The sequence below is a fragment of the Actinoplanes sp. NPDC020271 genome (genome assembly GCF_044388125.1).
GTDB lineage: Bacteria > Actinomycetota > Actinomycetes > Mycobacteriales > Micromonosporaceae > Actinoplanes.
In genome coordinates this window covers 493,141-505,663 of record NZ_JBIRWQ010000005.1, presented here as the reverse complement: position 1 = coordinate 505,663, position 12,523 = coordinate 493,141, and the positions used below count along the sequence as shown (strand labels likewise).

At 72.6% G+C, this 12,523-nt stretch carries 7 protein-coding genes; 1 reads left to right on the top strand and 6 read right to left on the bottom strand.

The window, feature by feature from the left end:
- Positions 1-148: 148 nt before the first annotated feature.
- Positions 149-1,354, bottom strand: a complete 1,206-nt coding sequence (locus ACH442_RS15100; RefSeq protein ID WP_396338575.1) for a pectate lyase — start codon at positions 1,352-1,354, stop codon at positions 149-151.
- Positions 1,355-1,462: 108 nt separating this feature from the next.
- Here ACH442_RS15100 and ACH442_RS15095 point away from each other — a divergent pair, with 108 nt between their 5' ends.
- Positions 1,463-1,633, top strand: coding sequence for a hypothetical protein (locus ACH442_RS15095; protein WP_396338574.1), 171 nt, complete (start codon positions 1,463-1,465; stop codon positions 1,631-1,633).
- A 317-nt stretch (positions 1,634-1,950) separates the two neighbouring features.
- On the opposite strand, the gene ACH442_RS15090 is transcribed toward ACH442_RS15095, so the two are convergent.
- From ACH442_RS15090 to ACH442_RS15070, 5 genes are read right to left on the bottom strand one after another with little or no spacing between them, the layout of a single operon-like run.
- Positions 1,951-4,155, bottom strand: coding sequence for a hypothetical protein (locus tag ACH442_RS15090; protein WP_396338573.1), 2,205 nt, complete (start codon positions 4,153-4,155; stop codon positions 1,951-1,953).
- The gene (locus ACH442_RS15085) at positions 4,152-5,261 is read right to left on the bottom strand and encodes a VWA domain-containing protein (RefSeq protein WP_396338572.1); all 1,110 of its coding nucleotides are present in this window, start codon (positions 5,259-5,261) and stop codon (positions 4,152-4,154) included. The genes ACH442_RS15090 and ACH442_RS15085 overlap by 4 nt, the downstream gene beginning before the upstream one ends.
- Positions 5,258-7,516, bottom strand: coding sequence for a DUF5682 family protein (locus ACH442_RS15080; RefSeq protein WP_396338571.1), 2,259 nt, complete (start codon positions 7,514-7,516; stop codon positions 5,258-5,260). The genes ACH442_RS15085 and ACH442_RS15080 overlap by 4 nt, the downstream gene beginning before the upstream one ends.
- A gap of 3 nt (positions 7,517-7,519) precedes the next feature.
- On the bottom strand, positions 7,520-8,638 hold the full coding sequence (locus ACH442_RS15075) for an AAA family ATPase (RefSeq protein ID WP_396338570.1): 1,119 nt from the start codon (positions 8,636-8,638) through the stop codon (positions 7,520-7,522).
- Positions 8,635-12,267, bottom strand: a complete 3,633-nt coding sequence (locus ACH442_RS15070; protein ID WP_396338569.1) for a DUF4132 domain-containing protein — start codon at positions 12,265-12,267, stop codon at positions 8,635-8,637. The genes ACH442_RS15075 and ACH442_RS15070 overlap by 4 nt, the downstream gene beginning before the upstream one ends.
- Positions 12,268-12,523 lie beyond the last annotated feature (256 nt).

The window sequence follows — 12,523 nt, the reverse complement described above, 5'->3', positions numbered from 1 at the left end:
TGCTCTGACCGCGACCACCCACGGAGGCCGCCCTTGCGGACTGAGCGTTCTGGGCGCTCTGCGCCCTGCTCAGTCCGCAAGGGTCCCCGCGGGAGCGACGATCCGGACCACAGCGGAGATGGGCAAGGAAGGATTTGATTCTCGGGGTCTATTTGCGGGTGATGTCGCTCTGGGTGACCTTGCAGTTGGCGTTGTTCCAGCCCTCGCCGAGGTAGGTCGGCTCGCTGCCCTTGGCCACGCCCTTGTACTGTCCGCAGACCACCGCGCTGGAGCTGTTGGTGAGCGTGACGCGAGTGATCGTGGCGGTGTCACCCCAGTTGGTGTTGATGCCGGCGACCATGTCGATGTCGTTCAGCAGCACGTTGTCGATCTTCACGTTGCGCTGGTACGACGACGAGCAGTTGCCGCAGGCGCGGTAGAGTTTGCCGGAGCCGCTCAGGTAGAAGCCCGAGATGCTGACCGTGCCGTTGCCGTTGTGCTGGAACGTCTTGTCGCTGCCGGCTTTCGCGCCGCCGCCGATGACGTAACTGGTGCCGCCGCCGGTGCCCTTGAACGTGGCGGCGTCCTCACCGATGTCGTTCCACCAGACGTTCTTGATCGTGCAGGTGCCCTCGCAGTGCACGCCGTCGCCGGCCGGCGAGCCGATGATGACGTTCTGCAGAGTGCCGCCGTTGGCGATGCTGAACATCGGATCCTGGGATTCGCTCTGCGAGCCGTCGCCGATGCAACAGTACGTCTTCATGCCGCCGTCGAAGGTGCCGGAGACGGTGATCGTGCCGGAGACCGACACGTTGCCGGCCGAACTCGGCCACACGCCCGTCGGGGTTCCGGTGCCGCTGGTCGGGCTGGTGCTGGGCGTCGCTGTCGGGCTGGTGGTCGGGGTCGAACCGCCACCGTTGTACGTCTCGAACTCGGCGATCCGGGGTGCGGCCGACGCGGCGAGGATCTCGAAGGTCAGTTTCTTCAACGCGGTCGAGGCGAACGAGATGGTGCTCGGAGTACCGCTGCCGCTGGTCAGGACGGCGCCGCTGTCGGCGTTGAGCATCCGCCAGGAGCTGATCGCGCCGCCGCCGGAGGCCAGCTTGAGGACGGCCGAGGAGACCGTCGTGGCGCTGCTCCACTTGACCGAGACGTAGCCGGTGGCGCCGGCCGGCGACCAGTAGGTGCCGGGGTCGCCGTCCTTGACGTTGCCGTAACTGGTGCCGCTGGCCTTGCTGGAGCCGTCAGCCCCGGCGCTGAGGCTCAGGTTGTCGGCGGCCATGGCCTGCGGCGACGGCAGCGCCACCATGATCGCGGCACTCGCGATCATGGTGGCCGCGCCGGCCGTCCAGCGTAGGGCGACTGAGCGTTTCATCGATCTTCTCGCCTTCTTCGTGGGGATGGGCAAGCGCTTCCTGAGGGGGAAAGCGCTTTCCTGCGGACGATAGACGTCAATCGATGATCAGATCAAGGGACCGGCGAGATGAGCCGGCTGACCGCCGACGGGTCACTGTGGGTGAGCGACCCGGAGCCGGACAAGACCGACGAGCGGCTCGGTCGCGGTGAGGACCTCGACGATCTGATGACGGTCGCCCGGGTGCCCCGGAGCCTGCCAAGCCGAATCCGGGGACGGCACTGCGGGTGCCGGCGGTGACCGTGCACTTCGTCGACGCAGCGGGCCGGTCGGCCTCGGCCGGCGCCGTGCGGCCCTCGCCCCCGGCGGACGCGGTGCGCCGTCGGTTTGAGCTGCGCGCGGTGTCCGCCATCGGCCGGGTGCATCCGAGGATCGCCGACGTGCCGGCGGTGGCGGAACCGCGGGATCCGGCCGCGTTCGGGTGGGCGATCTCCGAGCAGTGGCAGGCTGCGGACACGTGCGCTCACTCCTGGCCCGACCCGCTCGCGGTCCGGACCGGGCGCACACTTCCGGCTGGCCTCGCCGTGCCCGTGACGTGCGATCACTTGTGGGCCGGCTCATCGGAGATCGGCGGCGAGGCTGAGACGTAGGTGCGCGTCGACCCAGGCGGTGACGGCTGCGCCGCCCGGGTCGGTGCCGAACCGGGCGGCGAGCGTGTCGACGGCCTCGGCCGCGCGGCTCATCCCGAGTGCTCGCAGACGAGCAGCGGTCTCCTTCAGGCGAGTCGTCATGGTGGCGGGCGCGTGCTGCAACCCCCGGTGCGCGAGCTCGGCCAGCAGCGACAGCGCGTCGTCGAGGGCGAGTCCGAGGGCGTCCGTCGGTGCCTGGGCCGAACCGTCCGGCGGGGTGGCCCGGCCGGCTGGGCTGAGATCGGGCACCACGACGGTGTCCCCGACCGCGAAGCCGATCGGATCGATGCTGACGCCACCGCCGCGACGACGGACGACACCGCTGACGTAACGGACCGGTCCGTGCAAGGCCTCGGCCATGGCGTCCAGGCGACCGGGCGCGCACGAGGCATGCACGGCCGAGATCACGGCGGTGGTCCCGGCGGCGTCCGCGATCACCGCGTCGAGACGCTGCGCGCCCGGTGCGTAGGTGACCGACAGGACCTCGGTCACCGGGACCACCCGGACGGTCTCCGCTTCTACGCGGGCCCGGATCGGACGTGGCGGCAACGCATCCAACTCGGCGGCGAGCCGGGCCAGGTCAGCGGCGATCAGGGTCCGTGGCAGGTCCTGCCACGATCCGCGGGCGGTCATCGCCTCGGTACGGCTGAGCCGGCGAGTGCCGAGGCGGACCGTGCGGCTGGCGCTGCGGGCGGCGGACTCGGTGACGACTGCGCCGCCGGCCAGGACACCGATGCTGGTCCCGGCCACGCGGCGGGCGGCGAGTTGCGGGCCGGTGTCCGGCGTCTCATACGTCCGGCGCAGCACCAGCACGGTCGCGCTGTCCGCGTGGGCGAGGAACACGTCGACCACCCGCTCGTCGCCGACCGCCGACACGCGGGCGCCGATGCCGTCGAGGCGGGCGCGGCGCAGCGGGGTCTCGGCGGCTTCGTCGGTGCCGAGCACCCGGGAACGCAGCGCGGATCCGCCGCCGGTCACCGCGCGACGGCGAGCCACCAGTTCGGCTATGTGATCGGCGAGGGCTTCCGGCCGATAGCGGGCGCTGCGCGTCCGGTACGCCTCCAGCTGCGCGACCAGGTCGTCCACGGCGAGCAGCGGCCACCGCATGCGGGCCGCTTCCAGTTCACGCCGGGCCACGGCGATGTCGGCGGTCAGTCCTGTGCCGAGGTGGATCGCGCCCTCGCGCAGCACCGTCTCGGCCAGGGTCAGCGCGCTGCCGAGGCCCGCTCCCCCGGTCGGTGAAGGGCCGCCGCCGGCCTGCACCTGCACGTCGAGTTCGCCGGCGGCCCAGTCGAGAGCGGCCTGCTCATCGGCGCCGGCAACGTGCTCGTCAGCGGCCCGCTCGCCGGCCGCCCGCTCGTCCGCGGCACGGAACGCCCAGACCGCCAGCGCCAACACCTCGTCGCGGACACCGGCCACGGCGTCGGTCCGGGCGAAGCCCAAGTCGTGCGGGACGAGGAACCGTACGGTCGCGGTCGGCAGCTCGACACTGGGCACCGGATCGCCGGGCCGCCCGCGGCGCACCCGGGCGACATATCCGGCGGCGAGGGCCCGCCGGGCGGCGGTCATCGCGCGCTCACCGATCCGCTCGGTCAGCTGCTCGTCGGTGAACTCCCCCGGCGACCAGGACGTCGGCGTCGCAGCACTGGCGGAGACCGGTAACCGCGGCGCCGAATCGACCGCGACGGCGGGCTGCGACGCCGACAAGCCGGCCGAGACCGCAGGCTCTGACGCGGACGAGCCGGCCAGGACAGGAGACTGCGATGCCGGGGAGGTGGCCGAGTCCGGTGACGGCGGGACCGACGAGTCGGCTGGAAGCCGCACACCTGGCCCGGCGGGCGGCACCGGCTCGGCGTCGGCTACCGGTGCCGCCACCGTCTGGTAGGCCAGCACCAAACCGACCAGGTGACGGCACACCCCCATCGCGCCGCAGCTGCACGAGCCTTTGTCGAGGCCGCCGACCGGCAATGTGGTCGTCACCCCGTCCGGAAAGGTGGCCCGGACCGTCCCGTCGCCGTCCCCGGTGAGCGCCGGTGCCGCGCGTTCCAACTCCCGCACCGCGCGTTTGACCAGGCCACGGTTGGTCAGCTCGGCCAGGGTGTCTGCCGTCAACGCCCGCAGATCAGCCCTCATCGCCCCACCTGCTCGGCCACGAACGCCGCCAGTTCCCCCGGGGTCATGGCGCCGACGGCCGCGCCCACGTCGGCGAGGCGCTGGGCGGTGTCACGGTCGTACGCGGGAACGGCTTGTGAATCCAAAGCCGCCAAGGCGAGCACTTTCGTGCCCTGGCCGACCAGCTCACGGACCGACCGGATCAGTCCCGCGGGTGAACCGCCCTCGTAGAAGTCGCTGATCAGCGCCACGATCGTGCGCCGCGGCTGTTCGATCAGCCCGGCGCCGTAGCGGACCGCCCGCCCGATGTCCGTGCCGCCGCCGAGCTGGACTTTCATCAGCAGCTCGACCGGGTCGTCGACGTCGCTGGTCAAGTCGACGACGTCGGTGTCGAACGCGACGAGGTGGGTTCGCACGCCGGGCAGCCCCCACAGGCAGGCGGCGGTGACCGCGGAGTGGATCACCGAGTCGACCATCGAGCCGGACTGGTCGACGAGGAGGATCACCTGCCACTGTTCGACGTGCCGGCGGGTGCGGGAGAAGAAGTGCGGCGTCTCGATGTAGAGGCGGCGTTCACCGGGCCGGTAGTGGCCGAGGTTGGCCCGCAGCGTGCGGGTCATGTCGAAGTCGCGGCCCTGTTTCCACCGGCTGGGCCGGCGTGCGCGGGTGCCGGTGAACGCGGCCCGCACCTCGGTGGCCATTTTCGCCATGAGGTCGCGGACGACCGCTTCGACGATGCGCCGGGCCAGGCGCAGCACATCCGGGTTCATCAGGTGCTTGGTCTGCAGGACGGCCCGCAGCAGCGCGGGGTTGGGTTCGATCGTCTCGAGGACCGCGGCGTCGGTGACGATGTCGGTGATCTCGTAGCGTTCGACGGCGTCGCGCTGGAGCCGTTCGATGGTCTCTTCCGGGAACAGGCGGTTGATGTCGTCGAGCCAGTCGACCGTGTTCAGCACGGACGCTCCGGAGCCGCCGCGCCGCACGTCGCGCCGGTCGTTCTCCTCGTCGCGGCCGTAGAGCCAGTCGAGCGCGGCGTCCCGGGCCGCCCCTTCGGCGCTCAGCGAGCAGACGGCGGCGGCCGGCTCACCGAGCACGAGCCGCCAGCGTTCCAGATCCGAATCGGTCACGTGAGGAGCCCTTCGCGGCGCAGGAGAGTGTCGACGCGCTCGTCGAGGTGCATGCCGGACGCCACCGCGGCCGGGTCGGGGACGCCGCGCAGCAGGGACCGGCCGTTGCCGGCGAGCCCCCGGCGGGCGAGCAGCCGCTCGGCGATGGTCTCGCGTTCGCGCGGTGGGAAGAACTCGAACGCCTGCCGCAGCGCGGGCAGCGCCACCAGGAAGTCGTCGATCGACATGGTCGAGAGCAGCTCGTCGAGCAGGCCGATGATCTCCTCGGTGTGCAGTACCTCCTCGCGGGCGAGCGCGAACAGCCCGGCGAGCCAGTCCCCGGCGGTGCGCGGCACGAACGCTCCACGGACCACCCGCGCGGGATCCGGCACGGCGTCGGCGGCCAAGGCCCAGCGCAGACCGAACGCGGCGCCGCGCACGTCGGGCGGGGCGGCGGTGTCGGCGGCGATCCGCGCGGCGACCTCCAGCGCGCCGGGAACGTCCAGGCCGAGGGCCGCACCGCTGTGGCGCAGGGCGTCGCGGCAGGCGGCGATCGCGGTGATCCGGCCCAGATCAGCGGGTGCCGCGTCGCCGCGCATACCTTCGGCGAGCCAGAGGATCCGGCGTACGCCCCCGAGGATGACCCGCCCCAGCATCGCGCTGCGCGCCGTGCCGAAGATCCGGTCGTGTCGCCACATGGTCACCACCACGGCCAGCATGCGGCCCAGCGCCCCGAGTTCCGGTGCGGTCCCGACGGTGGCGTCGATGTCGGCGAGCGCCTGGTCGGAGACGTCCCGGACGTCCGCGAGCGCGGCGTCGAACAGCACGCCGGCCAGAGTGTCGACGTCGCGGCCGGTGGCCCGTTCGGCGAGGACCGCGGCGCACGCGTCGGCGAGGGTCGCCCCGTACGCCCCCGCCTCGATCACGGCCGTGACCCGGCCCTGGTCCGGTCGCAGGGTCCACCGCTCGCCCAGCACCGGGTCGAGGCCGGTGCTGGGGCCGGACGTGCGGGTGAACCCGGGCACGCCCAGCACGCGGACGCGGTGCAGGACCCGGCTGCGGGCCCGGTCGCCGTCGAGCGTCAGGTCCAGGGTGAGCTCGGCCGGCCCGGTGAGACCGGCGCGTTCGAGTTCGGCGTCGAGGTCGTGCACGAGCGGCGGCGCGGGCGTACCGGGGTGCAGCCGGCCGACGCGGGTGCCGCTGAGCGCGGCGACCATCTCGACCACCACCGGGTGGGTGCCGGCTCGCAGTGTGCCCCGCGAGGACCACGGCAGGGGTACGTCGAGAGCCTCGCTGACCAGCGCCGACGCCAGTCCGTCGAGCACGTCGGCGCGGGCCGGGACGGCGTGGCCGCGTACCGTGGCAAGCCCTTGCGCCGTGGCCCGGGCCGCGATGAGATCGGCGGTGGACACCGGCTGCCGGCGTTTCCGCAGGCGCCCGGCGACCGCCTCGACGAGGTGCTGGGCCGCGTGCTGCGGGCCGGATTCCCACAGCTGCTGGTAGTACGCGGGTGACGGCATCCCCGACTGGTAGCCGTCGAACGCGTCGAGGCGGCGGAACGAGTACGGCACGAGGAAGCTGCCGCCGAGCGCGCCGTCCGGAAGCTGCGGCACCTCCGGCCACTGCGTGTCGCCGCCGGCGGCCAGCGCCGCGACCAGCGCCGGGCGGTGGAACCCGCCGGTCACCACGACGACCGGCCGATCCCCGGCGGCGGCCCGGGCGGCGAGCACCCACCGGGCCATGTACGCCTCGCGCGCTGTGTCCGACTCGCCGGACGCGGACTCACCGCGTACCAGATCGAAGTAGGTCTCGAGTCTTTCGGCGAGGCCCTCGTCGGGCGCGATCTCCACCAGGTGGTCCCAGAGCACGTCGACGTTGTCGACCTCGAAGGTGCGGCACAGCCGCTCCATCACCTCGGCGTAGCGCAACTCGGCGTCGGCGTAACGGTTGCTGCGCCCGGCGAACGCCGGATGCCAGGCCGGCAGGTCGATGAACCGCAGCTCGGCGCCCACATCCCGGCCGCGGGTGAGCGCCACCCACTCGGGCGAGTAGTCGCAGAACGGCGCCCATGACCCGTGGCGGCGCTCCTCGTCGCGGTAACTGGTGAACACCGCGATCGGCAGCTCGTGCCCGAGCAGCAGCTCACCGATCCGGTCGTTGAGGTCAGCCGGGCCTTCGACCAGTACGTACGCCGGGCGCAGCGCGTCGATCGTGGACGCGACGAGCCGCGCGCAGGCGGGACTGTGATGGCGAACCCCGAGGAACGTGACCGCCATGGCTCAGCCCGGCAGCAGGTGACGGGCCTGGTGCAGCGCCGTCCACTGGTCGCCGGTGCGCCAGGTGACCTGCTGGGACAGGTACCGCCGGAGCTTGGCCAGGTCGTCGGCGTTGTCCTTGGCGGCGGTGCCGGCGAGGCAGGCGACCACGTCCTCGGCGTTGCCCGGCTCGCCGCGCAGGAACCAGCCGCGCAGCCCGACGGCGTGCGCGACCGAGACCGCCTCGGCCGTGCTCATCACCGACGACAGTCGATCCATCGAGTCGCCGCGGGCGGTCTCTCCGTCACGCAACTCGCGGAACGTCGTGACCAGGACCTCCAACACGTCACGGCGTGGCTCGGCGGTGACCCCGGAGCGGCGCAGCAGCTTGGCCGCCTCGTCGGCGACCAGTGCCAGTTCCGTGCCGAAGTCGGCGATCGGGAAGACGGTCTCGAAGTTGAAGCGCCGCTTCAGCGCCGAGCTCATGTCGTTCACACCCCGGTCGCGGGTGTTCGCGGTGGCGATGATGTTGAAGCCGTCCCGGGCGAAGACCATCGCGTCCGGCCCGGTCAGCTCGGGGATCGCCAGGACCCGGTCGGAAAGCGGCGAGAGCAGGCAGTCCTGCACCTCGAGCGGGCAGCGGGTGATCTCCTCGAAGCGCACGGTGCGCCCCTCGGCCATGCCGCGCAGCAGCGGGGCCGGCACCAGCGACCGGGTGGACGGGCCGTCGGCGACCAGCAGCGCATAGTTCCACGAGTAGCGGATCTGGTCCTCGGTGGTGGCCGCGCCGCCCTGGATGGTCAGCGTCGACACTCCGCTGACGGCGGCCGCGAGCAGCTCGGAGAGCAGCGATTTCGCGGTGCCGGGCTCGCCGACCAGCATCAGCCCGCGGTTGGTGGCCAGGGTGATCAGCGCGCGGTCGATCAGCGACGGGTCACCGACGAACTTGCGGCTGACGGCGAGCTTGTCGTCGCCGACGACGAACCGGCGCGCGGCCTGCACGCTCAGCGCCCACCCCGGCGGTCGCGCGGCGGTGTCGGCGGCCCGCAGCCGGGCCAGTTCGTCGGCGTAGCGGACCTCGGCCGGTGGCCGCTGCACCTCGTCCGCGGGCGCGGTGACCTCGACTTCTTCGAACGTGCTCATGCGGTGATCTCCGTCAGGTCGCGGATGACTTCGGAAACGATGATCGCGTCGAGCTCGCCGAGCGCCGGCCCGTTCTGGCTTCGGTGGCCCCAGCGGCCGCCGGCACCGTTCCACAGGAAGACCTGCTCGAGCTTCTGCTCGGGGAAGATGTCCATCGCCCCGACCGCGATGCCCGGCTCCAGGTCGACGACGACCTGGAGCTTGTCGTCGACGGCCAGCTCGATGCAGCCCTGGACACCGGCGTCCTGCGGGGCCTCCCGCTGCCAGCCGCGCCGCTCCAGACCGATGACCTTGCCGGTCGGCACGGTGATGCCCTCGAACCGGGTGAGCCGGTTGGTCGCCGCCTCCTCGTCCGTCAGCGTGAACGTCTGCCGGCTGAGCTGCGGGAACGGCTGCAGGATCTCGTAGTCGGCGAACACCTGCACCCAGTCGGGCAGGGTGTCGCCGAGTTGCAGCGGATGCACCACGCCCACGGTGGCGTCGCCGGCCAGGGTGGCCTCGTCGTCGTCGACGGTGGCGAAACTACGGTCCTCGGCGACGCGCAGCGCACCGACCAGCGCCCCCGACTCGTCGTAGAGGCCCCAGACCAGGCGCCGGACGATGTGCCACAGCAGCGGGTGGCCGACGAACAGCCGGCGGAACTCCGTGCCGGTCCAGCGACGACCGGTGACCATCGCCCGTTCCAGACGGCGGATCTGGTCCGCGGCGATCGTGCGGACGTCCTTCTTCAGCGCGGTGAACGCCCGGTACGCCTCCGGCGCCAGCTCGCCGTCGTCGCGCACCCCCGGTTTCGGCAGGGCCTTGAGCCGTTGACCGGTGTCGTCGGCGACGAACGGCCGCAGCTGCTCGTCGAACCCGACGGTGAACTGGCGCGGCCCGTAATCCAGCCGCAAGCTGCCGTCGTCGTCCAGCCCGAGGCCGGGGACCAGCCGGTCGGCGAGCTGATCGGCGCTCAGCCCCAGCCCGGCGGCGACCTCGTCCATCTTCTGCTGCGCGGCCGCCTTCAGCCCCTTGAACTTGGCCCGCTGGGCGATGCCGTGCAGGTGCATCAGCGCGATGTCGGTGCCGATGGCCGCGAGCACGGTCAGCCCGGTGACCGCCTTGGCGTGGCCGCCCTCGCCCGGCCAGGCCAGCACGAGCGGGCTGAGCAGCCGCACGGTCTCGTCGTCGCCGACCAGCCCGAGCGTGTCGAGGACCCAGTTCTCCTTGCTCGGGGAGCCGGCCATCTGCCATCGCCGGAACATCGCCCAGCCGAACTCGGCCAGGCTGACCGGGTCACACGCGGCCTTGACGATCTCCACCCCCGCATACGGCGCGTCGAGCCGGGAGATCGCCAGCACCGTGATCAGGTTGGTGACCGCCTCGACCGGCAGCACCCCGGAACCGTCGCGCAGCTTCACCGGCGGCAGCAGGCCCGGCACCGCCCAGCCCGGCACGGCCGGCATCTTCGCGGGCAGCAGCATCAGCGGGTCGCTGTCCAGCAGCGTGCCGATCGCGGCCGCGGCCGGCGCGCCGAACTCCGCGGCGGCGGCCCGGACGGTCTCCGAGTGGCCGTTGTGGTGCAGCGCGAGCAGCGCGTTCTCGGCCTGCCGGCGCGGCACCCCGGGCTTGCCCAGCGCGGCCGGGACCAGCGCCCGCGCCGCCGCACCGGGGTGCCGCACCAGCCAGGCCAGGGCGGTCGAGCGCACGCTCTTGAGCCGGCCGAACCACTCGGCCATCAGCACGGCCACCTCGGCCGAGGAGAACGGCGCCAGGATCCCGGCGGTCTCGGCCGGGCTGCGCCGGGTCACGGTCAGCGCCAGCGGCAGCGCGTCGAGCCCGAACCGCGCGATGATCACGCGCATCCAGTCGCCGGCCAGCCAGGTGTCGCCCGGTTTCCACCGGGACAGCCGAGGCCGGGCGTAGTCGATCGGGGCCTCGGCGAAGAACGTCGGCCCGGCCAGCCAGCCGGGGTGGCTGCTCTGCACCTGCTCCCACGTGGTCTCCCACGATTCGGGGACCGTGCCGTGGGTCGACCGGGAGAAGCTGACGGCGGCCCACTTCTCGCGTTCCCCGTCGGCCCAGTCGATCGTCGCCGGTTCCCGGCACGCCAGATCAGCGAGCACCACTGGTTTCGCCGACTTCACCCGGCGGTGCCAAGGAGGATCGACAAGCAGCGGCGGTACGGCATCAAGCGGCGCCACCTGCAGCGCGGAAGCGTCCCCGACGACCGCCTCGACCCGTTTCGCCGCCTCCACCGACAGCTGTGGCAGCACCGCGTCGACGAGTTCCGGATGGGCCAGGACGTGCGCCCGCAGCAGGTCGGCGACCGTGCGCTTACCCGCGGACTCGGCCAGCAGCCGCAGCGCTCGGACCGGGAACCGCTGGGCCGCGCCGAGCAGGGCGGGCGCGACATACTTCTGCTCGACCCGGTCGATCAGCCCCTGCATGACGTCGTCGCCGGGCAGTTGCTCCAGCACGGAGAGCAGCCGCCGCCGGGCCTCCGCGTCGGCCATGTCCTGGCCCAGCAAGTGGAACAGCGCGGGCGCCGCCCCGGTGCCGATGCCGTCGACGATCGTGGTCAGCGCCGGCATCGACCGCATCACGGACCAGCCGTACGTGACCTTGAGCAGCGCGGCCAGCTCCTCCTCGGTGGCGGCCGCGGCGGTCAGGAAACTGGCCAGGTACTCGTCGCCGCCGGCGATCGCCTCGGCGATGTCCTGCGCGACCCACTCGCGCTGGGTGGGGGCGAGCACGGAGGTGGCCGCGCGGGCGTAGAGATGCCCGGCCCGGTACGGCGTCAGCGCCGCGACCACCTCGGCATAGTCCTCCTCGGAGAGGGCGGCGAGCGCCTGCCGGACCCGCAGCGCGACCTCCGTCGCCGCACTCGCGTAGTAACCCTGGGAGCGCACCTCGCCCGCGCGCATGTGCCGCACCCCGAACGTATCGGTGTACTGATGGCTGTACAGCGCGTGCGCCGGCCGGTTGTCGTCCGTGACCTTGAGACTCAACAGCTCGGTGGCCGCCTCGGCGGCGAACCGCGGGCCACGCTCGGCGACCCACACGTCGGCGAAGTTGGTCAACCTGTCCTGGATCTGCCAGTTCCCCAACTGGACCGCGGCGACGACGGCCGCGGCACCCAGCGGAGTGCCCTCCGGCCGGCCCTCCCGCCACGCGACGGCCTGAGCGGCGACCGCCACATCGGTGGTCGGCGCCTGCAGAACCCGGTCGACCTTGTCGGTCATCTCCTCGTCGACGACCGCGCGGGCGCCGGGCCTCGGCGTGAACGTCACCGTGCCGCTGCTGCCCTGACGGGCGTAGCGGTGCCGGAACCACGCCGACGGGAACACGAACGTATCCTCGTCCGGCGCCGCCGCGGGCTCGGCCGGCTCGGCGGGCGCCGGCGCGGCCGTGTGGGCGGGCGTGGGGGCGGGCGTGGGGGCGGGCGTGCCCTCGACGTACCCCTTCTTGGTCTTCTCGGCGATCAGCTTGGTCTCGTGGGCCGAGGCGGACGCGTCGTCACCGAAGGTCTTGACCTTGGTCTGGCCGGTGGTGCCGACCCGGCCGAACCGCACGGTGACCTCCGAGCCGTCCCGCCCGATCTCCCAGAACTTCGCCGAACCACCCTCGACGAACTCGAACCTGCGCATGCGCCAACCCTTTGTCCGGCAACACTGACTCCCCCGTTGCGACAAGGCCGTCGGCATCGGTGGCGCAGACGTTAGCCTCCCGGTACGACAAAACCGCATCGCCCGCCGGCCAGGCGATCACCGCCGGCGCGGGACGGGCCGGACGTACCTCTGGTCACGTGGGCGGGCCAGACGTCCGGGGAACCAGGCCGGTACCGGTCCGTCTCGCCCGCCGGGTCGCAACGGTCTGCCGCGCGGGCGCTGCCGCCAACGATGA

Excerpts from the sequence above, each read along its gene's own strand:
- ACH442_RS15100 (WP_396338575.1), bottom strand. The coding sequence starts at position 1,354 with ATGAAACGCTCAGTCGCCCTACGCTGGACGGCCGGCGCGGCCACCATG.
- ACH442_RS15095 (WP_396338574.1), top strand. The coding sequence starts at position 1,463 with ATGAGCCGGCTGACCGCCGACGGGTCACTGTGGGTGAGCGACCCGGAG.
- ACH442_RS15090 (WP_396338573.1), bottom strand. The coding sequence starts at position 4,155 with ATGAGGGCTGATCTGCGGGCGTTGACGGCAGACACCCTGGCCGAGCTG.
- ACH442_RS15080 (WP_396338571.1), bottom strand. The coding sequence starts at position 7,516 with ATGGCGGTCACGTTCCTCGGGGTTCGCCATCACAGTCCCGCCTGCGCG.
- ACH442_RS15075 (WP_396338570.1), bottom strand. The coding sequence starts at position 8,638 with ATGAGCACGTTCGAAGAAGTCGAGGTCACCGCGCCCGCGGACGAGGTG.
- ACH442_RS15070 (WP_396338569.1), bottom strand. The coding sequence starts at position 12,267 with ATGCGCAGGTTCGAGTTCGTCGAGGGTGGTTCGGCGAAGTTCTGGGAG.